This window comes from Shewanella sp. cp20, from assembly GCF_000832025.1.
GTDB lineage: Bacteria > Pseudomonadota > Gammaproteobacteria > Enterobacterales > Shewanellaceae > Shewanella.
Map to the genome: position 1 here is coordinate 152,740 of NZ_JPII01000016.1, position 17,196 is coordinate 169,935.

The following is a 17,196-nucleotide window of genomic DNA, read 5'->3' on the forward strand; positions in this document are numbered from 1 at the left end:
AACATCCTTTCTCGAGTTTAGTAATGGGTTAATGGGCGACGACGCCGCCGAAGGCCTGGATCATCCAGATGATGAAGCCATAGGCGCTGATGCCGGTGACGGTCAGGATCGGAAAGAGCAGCAATATGATGAAGCCAAGGGCTTTGAGCTCTCTGGACTTATCCTGATCTCGCGTTGCGTTTATTGGGTGTGATGGCATGACAGACTCTCTTAGTTGATCTTTGTCTATGCCTGCATGGTAGAGAAGGGATGTGAATGGGGGTGATGCCTGGCATGAACCAAGAGTGACAAGTTATGAAAAAATATGAATGAAATGAGGTTGGATGAATTGCCTGGGTTTTTGTTGGTGTTAACTAATTGATAATGAACAAGATAACTCAATGCCCTAGGTGACGGATGATAGATTGAACTAGGACCTTGGATTCGAAAAAGGAAGCCTTGGCGAAACTTGTACAAAAGTTTGGCGAATTGTTAGCTTGCTCTGGTTTATGCCACTCTCTTTGCTGTAGAATGCGCCGCCAACAAAGGCTGTGTTATGGGTAAGTGTTTGCTTACCTTAAAAGGTCGGTATCTCCTGGGTTACCGATTTGCAGGTCACGTTAGGGTACACCAATAAGTACTCAGTGGATCTCTCACCCACAGACATATGTCGTGGGGCTCTAACTTGCCACAGCCTTCCAAATTAAGAGATCAAAAAAGGTAACTACTATGAAGTCTGAACAGACTCTCGCTGCACCCGCTGTACCTGCAAGCTCCCTGCTTGACCGTTATTTTTCCATTACCGCCCGTGGTAGTACGCTGCGCCAAGAGGTGATAGCCGGCCTTACCACCTTCCTCGCCATGGTCTACTCGGTGATCGTGGTGCCTAATATGTTGGGCGCCGCAGGTTTCGACCCTGGCGCCGTCTTCGTGGCCACCTGTCTCATCGCCGCCTTTGGCTCGCTCTTGATGGGACTCTGGGCCAACCTGCCGATGGCGATTGGCTGTGCTATCTCGCTCACCGCCTTTACCGCCTTTAGCATGGTGCTGGGCCAAGGCATCTCTATTCCTGTGACCCTGGGGGCCATCTTCCTCATGGGCGTGGTCTTTACCCTGGTGAGTGTGACCGGCATACGTCAGTGGGTACTGACCAACCTGCCTAAGGGGATCGCCCACGGTACCGGCATAGGTATCGGCCTGTTCCTGCTGCTGATCGCCACCAACAGCGTGCACCTGATCGTCGCCAACGACACTGGCTTGCCGGTGAAGCTTGGCGATATCCATAGCCTGCCTGTGCTGGCGACCGTTATCGGCCTGGCGGCCACCATTGGCCTTGAGCGCCGCGGTGTGCCTGGTGGTATCTTGCTGGTGATCATCGCGCTTTCCGTGTTTGGCCTGGCGTTTGATCCAAGCGTGACCTATCAGGGGTTATTCGCCCTGCCGGATTTGATGTCTGACAAGTCGCTCATCGGGCAGCTGGATATCATGGGCGCGCTTAATCCTGTGGTGCTGCCTATCGTTCTGGCCTTGGTGATGACGGCGATTTTCGATGCCACGGGCACCATACGTGCGGTAGCCGGTCAGGCCGAACTGCTGGATGAGAAAGACAATATCGTCGGCGGCGGTAAGGCGCTGACCTCAGATTCGGTGAGCAGCATCTTCGCAGGCACTGTCGGCGGCGCGCCGGCGGCCGTGTATATCGAGTCGGCGGCGGGCACCGCGGCCGGTGGTAAGACAGGTCTGACTGCCACTATAGTCGGTGTCCTCTTCCTGTTGATGGTGTTTCTTGCGCCGCTGAGCTACCTGGTGCCGGCCTATGCTACCGCGCCTGCGCTCATGTATGTGGGTCTCTTGATGCTGAGCAATGTGACCAAGCTGAACTTCGACGACAAGGTCGATGCCATGGCAGGCCTGACCTGCGCCGTGTTCATCATCTTAAGCTGTAATATCGTTACCGGTATCATGTTGGGCTTCGTCACCCTAGTGATTGGTCGTCTGGCCAGCGGTGAGTGGCGCGCGCTGAAACCCGGTGTGTTAGCCATCACTATCGGTCTGGTGGTCTTCTACATGGGCGGCTGGGCTATCTAGAAAGTACCGACTCAGTAGATTTGAGCTGCCGCTCAAATAACACAAATCCAGGTCATTTGACCTGGGTTTGTCGTTTTAAGGTTGTCGTTCGAGGTCGTTAAGCAAGGCATTTTACAAAACTGGCGAGCACTATTCCTGTTGGGGAACCAGCTCATCATGGCAGAAGGCCCGCAGCAGATCTTTCCAGGTGATGATGCCCACTATCTTGCTAAATGTCATTACAGGCAGGCAGCCGATGTCGTGGGCCAGCATGAGTTGCCCGGCGGTCTTGATGTCGGCCTCGGGGGCTATGGTGATGGGATCACGGCTCATTACCTGATGGGCGCGGCGGTGCAGGGTGTCGCTGTCGCGCTCGGTCTCGCCTATGCTGCCGATGTGTGGGCTGAGGGTGCGCAGATAGTCGCGCTCGGACAGCACTCCCTGCAAGCTGTCGTTTTCGACCACCAGCAGGTGATGAAAGGGGGCGCTGTCAAAGATCTCTTTGACTATGGTGAGCCTGTCATCCATATCTATGGTGACGACCCTGGTACTCATGATCTCCGATACCCGAATTTCCATGGCGACTCCTGAGACTTAGGGGAATGCTGAGTTTTGTATGTTTCTCAGTAACTTTGGTGAATTATCACCTGTTTCCAGTTATAACAGATAAATGAATGTTCAACAAATGACCATCTAAATTTCACATAAATGTCATGGGCTTGCCTTTTAATGGCAGGGTTTATCTTCGCATCAGGGCAAAAAGATGAAATCCATGCCATTGGCTTATCGGGCCGAACCTCTTTACTCAGATTCCAATCTATCGGCGCTTGGCTATTCTGAGCCGAGCCATACTGATTCGAGTCAGGCTAGTTTAAACCAGGCTGATCTGAGTCAGCATAAGGCGGTGCGTTACTGTCGTGAGCTGATGCGCCGCCCCTCCATTACCCCAGAAGATGCCGGGTGTCAGCGGTGGCTAGGGGCAAAGCTTGAGGCCATGGGGTTTGTGGTGAGCCACTATCAGGATTGTGGGGTAAGCAATCTGCTGGCATCCTTGGACGAGCGTCCTGCGTTGCTGGCACTGGCCGGCCACACGGATGTGGTCCCGCCTGGCGATCTGAGTCGCTGGCAGACGCCGCCCTTTGCCGCCACCTTGCTGGGCGAAACCTTGATAGGTCGCGGCGCGGTCGATATGAAATCCGGGCTGGCGGTGATGCTGGCGGCGGTTGAGGATCATATCGCTTGTCATGGCCTGCCCAAGGCCAATTGGCAGTTTATCGTCACCAGCGATGAAGAGGGTGAAGCCGAGTTTGGTACCCGCGCCCTGGTAGAGCGCCTGGCGGCCGCGCAGCGTCTACCTAAATACTGTGTGGTGGCCGAGCCGACCGCCGATAAACAGGCGGGGGATGTGATTAAGATTGGCCGTCGCGGCGCCATCTCGGCCCGGCTGCAACTCAAAGGGAAACAGGGTCATGTGGCCTATCCTAAGAATGCCGTCAACGCACTGCATATGGCGGCGCGGGTGATGCAGGCATTGGAGGCCCTTAGCTGGGATGAGGGCAGCGATGACTTTCCCGGCACCAGTTTACAGGTCACCCATGTGGATTCGGGCAGCTTTACCGACAATATCGTGCCGGGCAGCTGTGAGATCTGTTTTAATATCCGCTACAGCTATCGTTACAGCGAGGCGGGGATTATCGAGCGGATCCAAAGCTGTCTCGATGGATTGGCTTTAGGCAAGGATGCCATTAAGTTGCGCTGGGAGCGCGGCTGTACCCCCTATCATACCCAGGAAAATGACCAGCAGAGCCTGATCGCCCAAGTGGAGGCGGCGATCTTCGAGGTGACCGCCAGCTTTCCCCGCCTTTCCACTTCGGGCGGCACCTCGGATGGACGCTTCCTGTCATCCCCCCAGACTCAGGTGATCGAACTTGGGTTACCTAACCACAGCATACATCAGGTCAACGAGCGGGTGGAGCTGGCGCAGATAGTACGCCTGTATCAGATCTATCGCGCCCTGCTGATGCGCTTTCATCGCTAATCACTAATCATTAAGCACTCAAATTAAGGCGGCAAAAAAGACGCCTCAGGGCGTCTTTTTGTTTATGCAATCTGTACCAGCTATTGGGTTACTTTAATCAGCTACTTCAATTGGCTATCTTCGCCGCCGGTGTTGAGCTCGGGCAGGTGGCAGTCGATGTAGCGGGCGCGCTTCTTCGCCTTGAGCTTGTGGGTGTCGACCAAGACCAGGCCGTCGATGCAGTCGCCAAATTCGGCGTCTATGCCAAAGTCGAGGAAGCTTACGCCTAGGCCATCGCACAGCTCGCCATATTGCTTATACAGGGCGGGAACCGCCGCGCCCATGCTGGCGAGCGCCTGCTTGAGCTGCTTAAACTCCGCTTGATAGTCTTCGCCGGGGAACAGGGCTTCGAGCCGCTCGTGCTGCTCCGGCGTGAAGCTGTAGCGGCTGTTGGCGTGGGCCAGCTCCTGAACTGGGCAGAAGTGGGTCTGATAGAAGTAGACCAGCATCGCCTTGGCCTGCTCGGGCAGGGCGTCGCTGATGGAAACTGGGCCGAACAGGTAGCGATATTGTGGGTGTCTGGCGAGGAAGGCGCCTATGCCGAACCAGAGATAGTCCAGGCTGCGCTTGCCCCAATATTTAGGCTGCACGAAGCTGCGTCCCAGCTCCAGCCCCTGCTCGAAATAGGGAGCGAACTCGTCGCGGTACTGAAACAAGGACTGGCTGTAGAGGCCTTTAGCCTCATCCTGGTAGAGGTGCTTGGCACTGGCGAAGCGGTAGGCGCCGACAATCTCCAGCGCCTTGTGATCCCAGAGCACCAGATGTAGATAATTGGCGTCGTACTTGTCTGTGTCGCGGCGCTTGCCGCTGCCTTCGCCCACGGCGCGAAAGGCGATCTCCCTCAGCCTGCCAATCTCGCGCATGATGGGGTTGCTCTGCTTGTGGCGATAGAGATAGATAAGCTTCTCGTCGTGGGTCTGACCGAGCAACTCGCACTGGGACAGCGCCTCGATCAGGTCGCTGCGGGACTCGGGGTGGGCGATGGCATTCTGGGTCTTAAACAGGGGGCTGCGATTCTTGCCGATGCGGTACAGGTGGTTCTTGAGCAGCTTTACCTGGGTCTTGAGTGGGAAATCGCTGCTGGCCACCACCTCCTTGGGGATCAGCTGACCTATGCGCAGGGGCATGGTGCGCTTGGCCTGCTTAAACATCTCCTTGACCAGCAGCAGGCTGGCCAGGGGCTTGTAGATCATCGAGGCGCCGTAGAAGGTGGCGGAGTTTTTGGCGTCGGCAAACATGGGCAGTAGCGGCGCCTGACAGGCCTTGGCGATCTTCAAAAAGCCGCTGTGCCAGTGCAGATCCCGTACGCCATTGGGGCGCAGACGCGACACCTCGCCAGAGGGGAAGATCAGCACGGCGCCTTCGCTCTTGAGGTGCTGGTGGATCTTCTCAAGGTGCTGTTTGGGGGTGCCGCCTGTCATGTTGCGTACGGGCAGCAGGATGGAGTGCAGCGGCTCAAGGGCCATCAACAGCTCGTTAGCCACCACCTTAATGTCCGGGCGCACCTTGCTGATAAGCTTGATCATCGCCAGGGCATCGAGGGAGCCGATGGGATGATTGGCGTAGATCACCACCCGTCCCTCGCTGGGGATATTCTCGACCTCGGTGCTGGGCACGCTATAGGTGAAGTTGAAACTGGCCAGTACCTGTTCGATAAAGTCTACACCCTCGAGGTAATCGAACTCCTGAGTGATGGCATGGCACTCTTTCTCCATCAGGAAATAGCGCAGCAGCGCCTTGGTGGGGGTCGCCAGCCAGGGGCTCTGATTGAGCTTGGGCAGGTTGTTGGCAACCACATCGTCTACGGTAAAAATCATCTTTTGCATGGGCTCTGCTCGCTGTGTAGGGGTTGGTGCCCGTTATGGAGACACCCTAGCCATAGCGTCAGAGTAAGAGGGGAGTTTGACTAGTAGATGAACAAATTATTGCAGCCAGATGACGCCTACTGCACGATGAGGCTGTCGGGCAGACGTATGATGAAGGTGCTGCCGCGCCCCTCCTGAGAGTCTATGCTGATCTCTCCCTTCAACACCTGAGTGACTATATTAGAGACGATATTCATCCCCAGGCCACTGCCGCCTTTGCCTCGTTTGGTGGTGAAGAAGGGCTGGAATACCTGGGCCTGGATATCCTCTGGCATGCCGCAGCCATCGTCTTGGTAGGTGATGCAGATGCCGTCATCTGTGCGTGTCACCTCCAGGCTCAGCTGGCCCGACCTACCATCTGGGTAAGCGTGGATCACCGAGTTGTTAAACAGATTGCTGACGATCTGGTAGAAGGCCCCCGGGGTACTCCTGATGATCAGCTTCTCGGGGCAGTGATAGCTGTACTCATGGGGGGTGCGTGACAGCATGGGGTTGAGGGAGATGAAGATCTCCTCCAGATAGGCGTGTAGGTCGAACTCACGCACATCCTCGTGGGATTGATCCACAGAGACCTGTTTGAAGCTGGCAATTAGCTTAGAAGCGCGCTCCAGGTTAGCCAGAACCAGGCGGCAGCACTCGGCCACCTCGGTTTGGTACTCTTCGAAATCCTCTTCGGTGATCTCGCCCCGGCGATAGAGCTGGTCGAAATGTTTGACGCTCTCCTGCAGGTGGGAGGCGGCGGTGACGCTGATGCCGATGGGGGTATTGACCTCGTGGGTGATACTGGCCACCAGACCGCCGAGTGCCGCCATCTTCTCCTTGTCCATCAGCTCGCCCTGGGTATGTTCCAGCTCATCCAGGGTGTGCTTTAGTTCGTCGTTACGCTGCTGCAGCTCCAGGGTGCGTTCGGCTACGCGCTGCTCCAGGCGCTGATTGAGCTCGCGCAGGGCATGCTCTGTCTCTTTTTGCTGCTGAATGTTCTTGATGGTACCGGCGATACGCACCGCCCTGCCCATCTCGTCACGCTCCACCACCTGGCCGCGATTGAGTACCCAGAGCCATTCGCCGTCGGGCGCCAGGCCGCGATAGGTGAGGGAGAATTTGTCTATTTGATCGTTGATGCACTCCTTGGCGACCCGAGAAACCTTGGGGATGTCGTCTGGGTGGACGCAGCTGGCGATGGTCTTCTTAAGCTCCTCTTCCTGCTCGGGATACTTGAGGAAGGTATTGGTGCGGGTCGCGTTGCCATGAACAATGTTCCAGTCCCAGAACTCGTCGCCACTGCCCCACAGCGCCAGCTGTAGGCGCTGTTCGCTCTCGGCCACCTCATGCAGCAGTGCTGCCTGCTGCTGATACTGAGACCACTTGCGATAGAAGATCAGGCTCACCAGCATCAGGGTCAGGGTGAAATAGAAGGTGTAGGCGAAGGGCGACTGCCAGGGGGCCGGTTCTAGCATGATCTGCAGGCGCCTGATGGGGCTGTATTGCTGATTTATATCCTTGGCGCGGATCTCAAACAGATAGCTGCCTGGATTGAGCCCGGTGAAGTAGGCGACCTGCTCCGGCGAGCCGGCGATCCAGGTGTCGTTGAGCCCAAGCAGACGGTACTGGTAGCTGAGTCGGGTGGCGTTGTGCAGATCTGGGCTGTGATAATGCAGCGAGAAGATGTCGGCCGTATGGGATAGGGTCAAGGCCGGTGGCAGCCTGGGGGTGCCCTTGTCCATATCCGGCAGCCCCTGAGCCTGACCCAAGACAAAGAGATCTGTGATCACTGGCAGGGTTGGCGGTTGACGCCTGGGGAGCTGTGACGGGTTAAAGTGGTTGAAGCCGTTGACGCCCCCCAGGTAGAGGCTGTTATCGCGGCCCAGTGTCGCCGCACCGAAGTTAAACTCGTTGTCCTGTATACCATCGAGGTCGGTGTAGTTGGTGATCTTTAGGCTGTCGGGGTCTAGGTGGGTCAGCCCCTTGGTGGTGCCAAGCCACAGGTGACGGCGCTGGTCGGCGAACAGCAGATAGATGGTATCGTCGATCAGGCCATCTGCCGTGGTAAGCAGTTGGCTGCTGAAATCCCGGGTGTTGAAATGCAGCAATCCCTCGTTGCTGGCAATCCACAGGCTGTGGTTGTCACCAGGGATAATGGAGAACAGGTGCTTGGGCAAGGCATTGGGGGTATGCGTGGAAAAGTGGGTGATCTCGCCGTCGACCGCAAGCCTGAGCAGGCCGTCGCTGGAGGAGGTGAGCCAATAGTTGCCGTCGCTGTCCTGCAGCATATCTGTGACCGTCTTGATGGGGAGCGGCACACTAATAAAGCCTGTTGCTATGCCGGCATATCTGGCGACTCCGCCATCTCTGCTGGTGATCCAGGGGGTCCCCTTATGGTCGAAATAGAGTGAATACAGCTGATTGCTGGGCAGGCTGTTTGGGCTCTTGGCATCGGTTAGATAGTGAATATAGCTCTGCTTGTCGGCGGTATAGATGAAGAGGCCATCGCCCCGGGTGCCTATCCACAGCTGGCCGCTGGCATCCTCCTTGATGAAACTGACGAAGGCCTGAGCCAGCCTGGGGTTTTGCACATGGAAGGGGGCAAAGCCTGCCAGTTCGCCCCTGGTGTTTTTTAGCCCCCGATAGACCCCGCTGGCGGTGCCGACCCAGAGGGTACCCTGGCTGTCCTCCAGCAGGCTACGAATGTCCACATTAAGCAGGTTGTTGTCGATGAAGCTAAAGCCATGCACGTGGCCGAAATATTGGGCGTCGAGAAAGGTCTTGCTCAGGCCGCCGCCCTTGCTGCCGATCCATAGCTGCTGTTCGTTATCAACCCATAGCGAGGTGATGACAGGGCTGTTGATGCTGTAACGGTTCTCGGCGGATGCGTTGAGCCTGTGGAGCTCGTCACTGCTTGGCTCATATCTGGCTAAGCCCTGGGCGCGAAAACCAATCCAGAGGCTGCCGAACTTGTCTCGCTTGAGGGCGGAAATGGAGAAGGCGGCGCTGGCGGGCACGGAGTCGATAGCCATGGCCTGGTCGTTGGTGATATCCAGCAGGAACAGGCCGCGGGTCTGGGTGCCTACCCAGAGGGTGTTACTCTTACCCGCCTCGATGGCGGAGACGCCGCGAAGCTCGGCCTGGGCATATTGGGTCAGGCTAACCTTGTCCTGCGTCTGTTTAAGACTAGCGAGGCCGTTGAGGGTGCCAATCCAGAGCCTCTCCTGTCTATCGCGATATAGGGTGTTGATACGCCCGCCGGGCAGGCCAGGGGTGTTGCTGCTGTCCAGGGTGGCCAGCAGCTTATTGCTGGCGGGGGAGAAGTAGAGCAGGCGGTTGTCTGCGGTGGCGAGCCAGAGGTTGCCCTCGGCGTCTTCGTCCAGGTCGACGATATCGTCGGGTAGCGGACTGTTACTGGCGTTGAAGGGCTCGAAGCGCCCACTGTCGGCGTGATAGCGGTTGATCCCTTCGTTACGGGTGATAAGCCATAGGGTATTGCGGCTGAAATGCAGTTTCTTGATAAATTTGGCCGAGGGGCCGCGTTCATCATCCCGGGTGTCGAAGATCTTGAAACGCTTACCATCGTAGCGGTTGAGCCCGGCTTGGGTGGCGACCCACAGATGGCCATCCTTGTCGTTGACGATATCTGTGACCGTATTCATCGACAGCCCCTCCTTGGCGCCGAATGAATCGAATTGCGGCTGATAGTTGAAGGCCTGGCTGTGCTGGCTCACCAAGAGCAGGAGTAAGAGGATGAAAGCTCTCATCTAGGCGCGCCAACTCGTGTATTTGCAAGTCATAACTTGGCCCTTGTGATCTAGGGGGCTGTTTGGCACTCAGTTTTTGGGGAATTGGGAGAGATAAATATCCTCATGGCCCCCCATAAAACGAGCACTTCTTGAGTGTTTAAGTTTAGAAGTCTTTGGGGAAATAGCGAGTTGAATGAATAAGATAATGTGCCGTTTTGGCCATAAGAAAGGGCAGCCTGAGCTGCCCTTTTACGTTTAACGTCTCTGCCCTAGAAGATGAGGTGGGCGACACCGGCGATCACCGGCAGGGTGACCAGGGTTCTGAGGATAAAGATGACAAACAGCTCGACGATATTGACCGGGATCTTGCTGCCGATCAGCAGGGCGCCGACTTCACTCATGTAGATCAGCTGGGTCACCGACATGGCGGCGATGATGAAGCGGGTCATGTCTGACTCGATGGAGCTGGCCAGGATAGAGGGAATGAACATGTCGGCAAAGCCCACCACTATGGTCTTAGAGGCTTCGGCGGCTTCCGGCACCTGCAGCAGTTCCAGCAGTGGAATAAAGGGCATGCCCAGATAGTTAAAGATAGGCGTGTATTCGGCGATCATCAGCGCCACAGTACCTATGGCCATCACCACGGGGATGACGCCGAAAATCATATCGATGACATTCTTCAGACCATCTTTGACCGTGTGACCCACACCGTCAGCCTTGGCTGCCTTGGCCAGTGCCTGCTCTAAGCCCCAGGCGAATACGCCGCGGCCATGGGGGATCACTTCATCGTCAGGGTGACGCGGCGTCTCATCTATGTAGTGGTCTTTCTTCCAAGAGAGTGGGGGCAGTTTTGGTACGACAATCGCCGCCACGACACCGGCCAGACAGACGGTGAGATAGAAGGGCACGAACAGGTGTTCCAGTTTGACCTGGGAGATCACCACCAGTGAGAAGGTAATAGAGACCGCCGAGAAGGTGGTGCCTATCACCGCCGCCTCTCTCTGGGTATAGAAACGGGATTCATACTGCTTGCTGGTCATCAGAATGCCGACGCTGCCATCACCCAGCCAGGAGGCCATACAGTCGATGGCGCTGCGGCCGGGCAGGTTGAACACGGGGCGCATCACCTTGGTCAGCAGGGTGCCGAAAAGCTCCAGCAGGCCGAAGTTGAGCAGCAGTGGTAGCAACATGCCGGCAAAGATAAACACGCAAAATAGCACGGGCAGCAGGTCGTTGAGTACGAGTGCGCCGGTATTACCCGAGTGAATCGCCTCAGGCCCTGTGCCGGTAAAGGTCAGCACGATAAAGATGGCGCCCAGGACACGCACTAGGGTCCAATGGGGCTGACATCGAGCAAGGCACCAAAGAAGGGATAGCGCTTGAGTATCGCTGGTTTTGCCAGCTTACAAATCAGCGTCGCGATAGCGGTGAGCACCACAATGGCGGTGACGATGGCGACAATGCTATCGCCCAATAGGTTTTGCAGCCCCTTAGATACGATGGCGATGGGGATCGTGATGGCATCTTGATAGCTAATGGGGGTCATGAAGAGTAACAGTCCGATAATGGAGGGGACTAGAAACGTCAGCACTGTTTTTATGTTATGGGTTTGTTTTTCAGCCACTTTATTTAGCCTTTATTCTTAGCTTCCCAAGTAAGGGTCGCCATCTACTCAAAGATCCGTTAATCAATACACTCTGAATATCCATTCATGAGATAAGCGGGGAAGGTTACCCCCTAAGTCCAGTGATGTAAAACGATTATAATGCTTGGTGAACGGTTTCACCGTCGCAGCATAGTTATTAGCACTTTATGACTATTTATATTGTACCCAAATTGCCAAGCGCTAGGCTAGGTAAATATTGGTTAAACCCCTTTGAAAACAAGGTTGTGTAATTGTTGCTGAGCCGTTGCGTGGTGGCGGGCTGCTGGGGCAGGGAGGTCTCATTACTGGGATGGTGCGCTATTATTCTCAAGGTATGATTTCTGCCGAGATCTTATGCAGTTCGTGTCAGAAATATGCGCTAGACCTCTGCAAAAATTTCTGATTCCATATATGGTTAACCGATGAGTGTGTTAAATGATAAAGGACCTATGACTTCAAAAGAGCAGAAACTGTCTAAATTAGCATTTAGGTTTGGCTTGCTTGGACTCTTAGGACATCTTATCGGCCTGCTGGCGGCTAGCTTAGGATTTAGCGATTACAGCGGCCAGGGCTTTAGCTTCTTTAATTTTTCCCTGAGTGAGCTGGGTCAGTATGGCCACTCCGAGCTTGCCGTCGTGTTTAACGGTGGTCTCTTCTTTGGCAGCCTGAGCCTGGTGTTGTTTGCCCTGTTTGCCCTGCAAAACAGCGATGGCCCCTGGGTGCTGACCAGTTTCTCTGTGTTGGTGTCGTCGTTGCTGGCGCTGGCCTGTGTCGGCCTGTTTCCGGTTAACGTCTACCACTTGCATATCTTAGGCATAGAATATTTCTTCTACTTCGCGGCGATGAGCGTGGCGGCCTATCTTATCTATCTGCTAAGACGCAGAGGCAGACCCAAGCGATTTGCCCTGCGCGGCAGCCTGTTGCTCTCTGGCCTGACGCTGGGGTTGCTCTTGGTGTTTATCCTGATGGCCCATACGGATGATGGTATGGTGGCTAACGGGACCTGGTTTTACCATGATCTCGTGATGGTCGAGCCAAGACCCGAGATCCGTTTTCCGGTGATCATGGAGTGGGCGGCCCTGTTTAGCTTCATGGGGTGGTTGCTCTCGCTGGTGTGGACCCAGCGAGAGATGCGTCGACTCGATTAACCTTAGGCGGTGGGTTACGCCGAGCTTTCATTTCCTTAATCTGGTTGAATCCCGATTAAGCCCTATCTTTCATTTAGCTTTGAGTCTTTAGCTTTGAGTCAGACCGGGCAGCTGGTGCCAGTAGCCGTTACACTGCCTGTCGTGGCTGGCCGATTTGGCCGGGAGTGCACCGGCCAAGTCGATGGATGCCAGCGACGAGGGGGAGATGCGGAAATAGTCGACCCCCAGCGCCTGCATCTGAGTCTGCTGGTCGCACAGATCCATATAGTTGGCCGACTGTGTCTGAATACCGTTGAGACGCAGCAGCGGCTGATCTTCCTGGGTCTGCACCAATAGGCCCTCGGGGTTTTCGATACATATGGTTTGACACTTATCCTTGGTCAGCCCCTTGTGACGGGCGGTAAAGCAGCGAGCCGAGTGGGCCAGTGGCATATAGCCATGGCCGAACACCTCGACTTCGACCTGGCGCGGGGCGAGATCGTCGAGCACCTGGGTGAGCCAGGCCTTGGACAGTTCAAGTGGCATTACGAAACGCTGCATGCCCCAGCTGGCAAACTTTTTCAGCGTCGCGGCGTTATAGCTGTTGACGCTGGGGCCACAGACGAAGGGGATGCCTTGTTCCTTGGCCAGGTAGATGGCACCCACATCGTTGGCTTCTATGGCGAATTCGCCATTCTCCACCTGCTTCTTAAGCTCGGTAAATTCCGATTGTGCCTCGATGAGTGTCAGGGTCGAGAGCACTACTTCCTTGCCAGCCGCCTTTAGCATGTGTGCTAGGTCGAGATAGTCGCTAAACTTGAGCTCCCGGCGACGACTGCATACTGTCTCGCCCAGATAGACTAATGGCACGCTGCTCTGTGCCGCTGTTTCATAAAACTCGATCACCTTCTCTTTGGGCCAGCAATATTGGATCGGTCCTAATGAGGTTTTCATCTTGTTATCCTTTTGTCTTTTTGCTCGCGGTTTTTGTCCGCAGTTATTGCCAGGTACGCTCATAGGCGCCGAGTGTGGTGACCTGTCCTTCGGAGACCTTGGCCAGGGCCTGGTCCCATTGGGCCTGAGTGCTGTAGGCCTGTGGGTCGTTCAGGTAGGTGTCTATCGCCTGACGCCACACCCGGGTGACCTGCTCCACGTAGGCCGGGCTGCGCTGACGCCCCTCGATCTTGAGAGACACCACACGGGCCTTGGCGAGCTCAGGTAGCAGGCTGAGTGTATTGAGGCTGGTGGGAGACTCCAGCAGGTGTGAGGCTTCCTGACTGTCGCTGGTGGTGTAGCGTCCCTTGCAGACCACGGGATAGCCCATCTGCTCATCCTTACCGGACTGGTCGATCAACACATCATTGAGCCGGGTCTGTTGGCTGTCGCCCACATCCTGCCAGCGTACGTGTTTCGCCGGTGAGCAGGAGCCGCCCGTGTTGGGGGATTGGCCCGTCACATAGGAGGAGAGGTGGCAGCGGCCCTCAGCCATGATGCACAAGCTGCCGAAGGCAAACACCTCGAGATCTACCGGGGTCACCTTGGCAAGGTCTCTGACCTGTTTCATCGACAGTACCCGTGGCAGCACCACGCGGTCGATATTGAACTCCTGCTTATAGAGGCTAAGGGCGCCCAGGTTGGTGGCACTAGCCTGCACCGACAGATGCAAGGGCAGGTGGGGATAGCGGCTGTGGGCATAGTCCAGCAGGGAGAGATCGGCCATGATCAAGGCATCGACGCCCGTATCGGCCGCCAGATCGATCGCCTGGTACCAGCGCTGCTCCTCGCCCGGTTTAGGGAAGGTGTTGATGGTGAGAAAAATCTTCTTACCGGCCCTTTGGGTCAGCCTGGCCGCCTCGGCCAATTTTTCCGGTGTAAAGTTAAGCCCGGCGAAGGAGCGGGCATTGGTATCGTTTTTTAGCCCAAGGTAGACGGCGTCGGCACCGGCGTTTAAGGCGACCTTGAGGGAGGCGAGGTTACCCGCCGGACAAAGAAGTTCCATGTGCTGTTCTCCCTTAAAAAGTGTGCAGTGTAAAAGGGATTGGCTGAACAATTCTTGATGTAAAACAGGTTTGTGATCATAAAATCTGGTTAAAATTGATTTCCTTATCACTCTCGACAGCAGTTGTCGGGAACCTGACTAAACATTGATCGAGGTCACGATTTCGGTCCGCAAATTTGGTAGGAGAACGTCAGTCATGCAGCGAAGTGTGTTGGCAAATATGGCCAAACATCTATTGCAATATGGCCCTAAGGTCATAGCTAAGCCTTTAAACTTAGTGCCTTTTTCGATTAAGGCTCAGCTTCTTGAGCGCATCTTAAACCTGCTGATGTCGGCGCAGGTCCAAGATGGTGAACTGGATTTTTTGCAGGGGCGCTGGGTGAAGATCTCTGTGACCGATCTCGAGTTAAGCTTCGAGGTGAGCTTCGATGAGCGCCTCATCGTTCGCGAAAGTGGCGAGGCGGAGGTGAGCTTCAGCGCCTGTAGTCAGGCGCTACTGCTGATTGCCGCCGCGAAGGAAGACCCTGACACCTTGTTTTTCCAGCGCCGTCTGGCCATCGAAGGAGATACCGAGCTGGGTCTCGAGGTCAAGAACCTGCTGCTCAGCATAGAGTTCGATTCCATGCCGCTGATTATGCGCCAGAGCATCACTCAGGCGGCGAGCATGCTGACCCAGTTGCAGCGCCAGGCCGATATGTCTTGGGCTTGATAGCCTTCTGAAGACGAGCGGCAATAAAAAAGCGAAGCCTGAGCTTCGCTTTTTTATTTGTTCATATTTGACCATCTGATGATAGCTAACTGTGCTTGGCCCGTTAGTCGATCGGCTTGCCGGTGATCAGGTGATACTTGACCAGGAGTTCATCCTGGGACTCCACATGGGCTGGGTCCGGATCGATACAGTCGATGGGGCAAACGGAGACGCAGGTAGGCTTGTCGTAGTGGCCGACGCATTCGGTGCACAGGTTAGGATCTATCTCATAGATCTCTTCCCCCATGGTGATCGCCTGGTTGGGACACTCAGGTTCACACATGTCACAGTTGATACAGCTGTCGTCGATCAGTAATGCCATCTATTTGTAATACCTTGTTTCTACTCTAAATAACAATCAAATACCCATGGTTATGATTGTTGTCGATATTCTAATCAGGGCCGAAAAAGGGCCTTTGCTTTACTCTGATTTTCTCGTGCCAGTTATATAAGACAGTCGCACAAACAGTCACGCAAACAGTCACGCAAACAGTCACACAAGTAGTCACACAAACAGCCACTCAGATTTGGCCGAGTGTGTTGTGGTGCTACTCGTTCAAATGAGGCCGAGTGCGCGCTTATTTACGGCAGAAAATCCCTTAAGGCCCATTGTATCACAGGGCTCGGCTATCTGATGACAAATTAGCTTTGGTGAGATGTGCGTCGATTTGCTTTTATTTTTACTTTAGTTTGCAGATCGCACATATCTGCTTGCGTGACCGGGTAATAGATACAGGCCTTAGGGCCTGTTTATCTTTCGCGTTCATTTTTGCAGCACTCTGTATTGATTTTATACAAGGCAGAGCGATTGTAATCTAGTGCACTACATCAATGCGCGATAACGCAGTAGAAAAATGATACAGACGTTGCCCGCAGGGTTCGTCTTGATCACGTTCAACGCTTTGTTACTCGGCTTTTATATAGAATAACTATACTCCAAGCCTCATGCCGCGATTTGAACGTGCTCAATTAGAACAAAATTTGTTCTCAAAAGGTCAACAGGCCCTAGCGTTTTTGATTGTGCAAGGCCTTGTTCCTGTAACTTCCAGGCGTAATACCTATCACCTTCTTAAATTCTCGAATGAAGTGTGCCTGGTCATAGAAGCCAGCGTGATAGCCTATGTCTGTAAGCGATTGGGCTGTGTCTTGCCTGAGCAAGTCTTTGGCGAAGCCGGTGCGCTGTAAGATGCTGAAGTATTTGGGCGATAAGCCTAGGTTTTGCTGAAACAAGCGTTCGAGTTGTCGTTGACTGATGTCTATCTCAGTCAGTAATTGGTGCAGCTCTCCCTGGCCTTTCTGCTTGGTTATCCAGCTTAATGCGTATCGCATGCTGGGCTCGTTTTTTTCGGCCAATGGCGCTTTGCCAGCCAGATATTGCATCAGCCTGGTTTCCAGAAGGGTGATACGCTCCTGTAGCGTCGGCTGTATGGCCAGGCGCTCAACCAATTCATGGCTAAGCAGCGTCAGGGACAGGTCCTCTGGCGTCAGATTTTGCCCCAGCATCTCAGAAAGAGGCGAGCTTAAAAACGCGCGTCCTGTGCCGGGCCAGAAGCGGATCCCCAATGCGTCCACCTGACCAAACAACTCCAATTTTGTGCTTTGCCTCGTAGGGCCAGTTACCAGACACGACGACCTATGGGGCACGCCGTCAAGGTGGATGGGCGCACCAAAATTGAAGATGATGCCACTGCCGCCCTCTGGATGCATAAATTCCGTCGATGAGTACTCAGATCCCGCCGCTCTATATATGTGCCAGTAGCACTTGATATATGGCTGCAGCGCGACGCTGGGTTGAAGGCGCTGAAAGCCAAGGTGTGGCAAGGGGGGCATGTTAATCTGCTCCATTAACCTCTCTGTCCAGTTTATCTGTGTCCGAATGGCGCTAAAAGCTCGTCGTTCTCTTTCGAATCTTAATCAAATGTCGAAATTTTACAATTCGCATTTCCAAACTTTACATA

12 protein-coding genes and 1 pseudogene are annotated in these 17,196 nt (G+C 54.8%); 4 read left to right on the plus strand and 9 right to left on the minus strand.

The features are described from left to right. Positions 1–28: 28 nt before the first annotated feature. Positions 29–199, minus strand: a complete 171-nt coding sequence (torE, locus tag DB48_RS19815) for a trimethylamine N-oxide reductase system protein TorE (protein WP_082035579.1) — start codon at positions 197–199, stop codon at positions 29–31. A gap of 509 nt (positions 200–708) precedes the next feature. Here torE and DB48_RS04585 point away from each other — a divergent pair. Then, entirely contained in the window at positions 709–2,067 is a 1,359-nt protein-coding gene (locus DB48_RS04585; protein ID WP_041509127.1) for an NCS2 family permease, read from the plus strand. 129 nt (positions 2,068–2,196) lie between these two features. Here the strand turns inward: DB48_RS04585 and DB48_RS04590 are convergent, their stop codons facing one another. Then, positions 2,197–2,625, minus strand: a complete 429-nt coding sequence (locus DB48_RS04590; protein WP_041509128.1) for a CBS domain-containing protein — start codon at positions 2,623–2,625, stop codon at positions 2,197–2,199. A gap of 184 nt (positions 2,626–2,809) precedes the next feature. Between DB48_RS04590 and dapE the strand changes: the two genes are divergently transcribed. Further along, positions 2,810–4,084 (plus strand): succinyl-diaminopimelate desuccinylase, encoded by a 1,275-nt coding sequence (dapE, locus tag DB48_RS04595; protein ID WP_082035580.1) that lies wholly within the window; start codon positions 2,810–2,812, stop codon positions 4,082–4,084. Between the two features lie 101 nt (positions 4,085–4,185). On the opposite strand, the gene DB48_RS04600 is transcribed toward dapE, so the two are convergent. The 3 genes and pseudogenes from DB48_RS04600 to DB48_RS04610 form a co-directional block, all read right to left on the minus strand. Continuing rightward, a complete protein-coding gene (locus DB48_RS04600; protein ID WP_235375335.1) occupies positions 4,186–5,949 on the minus strand; it encodes a GNAT family N-acyltransferase in 1,764 nt (587 codons plus the stop codon). A 116-nt stretch (positions 5,950–6,065) separates the two neighbouring features. Further along, complete coding sequence (locus tag DB48_RS04605; RefSeq protein WP_041509129.1) at positions 6,066–9,737, minus strand: two-component regulator propeller domain-containing protein; 3,672 nt, start codon at positions 9,735–9,737, stop codon at positions 6,066–6,068. A gap of 251 nt (positions 9,738–9,988) precedes the next feature. After that, a pseudogene (locus tag DB48_RS04610) lies at positions 9,989–11,343 on the minus strand (YjiH family protein). Between the two features lie 470 nt (positions 11,344–11,813). Between DB48_RS04610 and DB48_RS04615 the strand changes: the two are divergent. After that, a complete protein-coding gene (locus DB48_RS04615; RefSeq protein ID WP_041509130.1) occupies positions 11,814–12,512 on the plus strand; it encodes a DUF998 domain-containing protein in 699 nt (232 codons plus the stop codon). An 87-nt stretch (positions 12,513–12,599) separates the two neighbouring features. Here the strand turns inward: DB48_RS04615 and DB48_RS04620 are convergent, their stop codons facing one another. Next, positions 12,600–13,445, minus strand: coding sequence for a U32 family peptidase (locus tag DB48_RS04620; RefSeq protein WP_041509131.1), 846 nt, complete (start codon positions 13,443–13,445; stop codon positions 12,600–12,602). Between the two features lie 43 nt (positions 13,446–13,488). Further along, the gene (ubiU, locus tag DB48_RS04625) at positions 13,489–14,490 is read right to left on the minus strand and encodes a ubiquinone anaerobic biosynthesis protein UbiU (RefSeq protein WP_041509132.1); all 1,002 of its coding nucleotides are present in this window, start codon (positions 14,488–14,490) and stop codon (positions 13,489–13,491) included. 196 nt (positions 14,491–14,686) lie between these two features. On the opposite strand from ubiU, the gene ubiT reads away from it, so the two are divergent. After that, complete coding sequence (ubiT, locus tag DB48_RS04630; RefSeq protein WP_041509133.1) at positions 14,687–15,199, plus strand: ubiquinone anaerobic biosynthesis accessory factor UbiT; 513 nt, start codon at positions 14,687–14,689, stop codon at positions 15,197–15,199. 103 nt (positions 15,200–15,302) lie between these two features. On the opposite strand, the gene DB48_RS04635 is transcribed toward ubiT, so the two are convergent. Then, positions 15,303–15,560, minus strand: a complete 258-nt coding sequence (locus tag DB48_RS04635; RefSeq protein ID WP_011866582.1) for a YfhL family 4Fe-4S dicluster ferredoxin — start codon at positions 15,558–15,560, stop codon at positions 15,303–15,305. A gap of 683 nt (positions 15,561–16,243) precedes the next feature. Next, the gene (locus DB48_RS04640) at positions 16,244–17,083 is read right to left on the minus strand and encodes an AraC family transcriptional regulator (protein ID WP_041509134.1); all 840 of its coding nucleotides are present in this window, start codon (positions 17,081–17,083) and stop codon (positions 16,244–16,246) included. Between the last annotated feature and the right edge of the window lie 113 nt (positions 17,084–17,196).

What these genes read in the sequence shown, in the direction of transcription:
- torE (WP_082035579.1), bottom strand. Translation starts at nt 199, where the DNA reads ATGCCATCACACCCAATAAACGCAACGCGAGATCAGGATAAGTCCAGA.
- DB48_RS04585 (WP_041509127.1), top strand. Translation starts at nt 709, where the DNA reads ATGAAGTCTGAACAGACTCTCGCTGCACCCGCTGTACCTGCAAGCTCC.
- DB48_RS04590 (WP_041509128.1), bottom strand. Translation starts at nt 2,625, where the DNA reads ATGGAAATTCGGGTATCGGAGATCATGAGTACCAGGGTCGTCACCATA.
- dapE (WP_082035580.1), top strand. Translation starts at nt 2,810, where the DNA reads ATGAAATCCATGCCATTGGCTTATCGGGCCGAACCTCTTTACTCAGAT.
- DB48_RS04600 (WP_235375335.1), bottom strand. Translation starts at nt 5,949, where the DNA reads ATGCAAAAGATGATTTTTACCGTAGACGATGTGGTTGCCAACAACCTG.
- DB48_RS04605 (WP_041509129.1), bottom strand. Translation starts at nt 9,737, where the DNA reads ATGAGAGCTTTCATCCTCTTACTCCTGCTCTTGGTGAGCCAGCACAGC.
- DB48_RS04615 (WP_041509130.1), top strand. Translation starts at nt 11,814, where the DNA reads ATGACTTCAAAAGAGCAGAAACTGTCTAAATTAGCATTTAGGTTTGGC.
- DB48_RS04620 (WP_041509131.1), bottom strand. Translation starts at nt 13,445, where the DNA reads ATGAAAACCTCATTAGGACCGATCCAATATTGCTGGCCCAAAGAGAAG.
- ubiU (WP_041509132.1), bottom strand. Translation starts at nt 14,490, where the DNA reads ATGGAACTTCTTTGTCCGGCGGGTAACCTCGCCTCCCTCAAGGTCGCC.
- ubiT (WP_041509133.1), top strand. Translation starts at nt 14,687, where the DNA reads ATGCAGCGAAGTGTGTTGGCAAATATGGCCAAACATCTATTGCAATAT.
- DB48_RS04635 (WP_011866582.1), bottom strand. Translation starts at nt 15,560, where the DNA reads ATGGCATTACTGATCGACGACAGCTGTATCAACTGTGACATGTGTGAA.
- DB48_RS04640 (WP_041509134.1), bottom strand. Translation starts at nt 17,083, where the DNA reads ATGGAGCAGATTAACATGCCCCCCTTGCCACACCTTGGCTTTCAGCGC.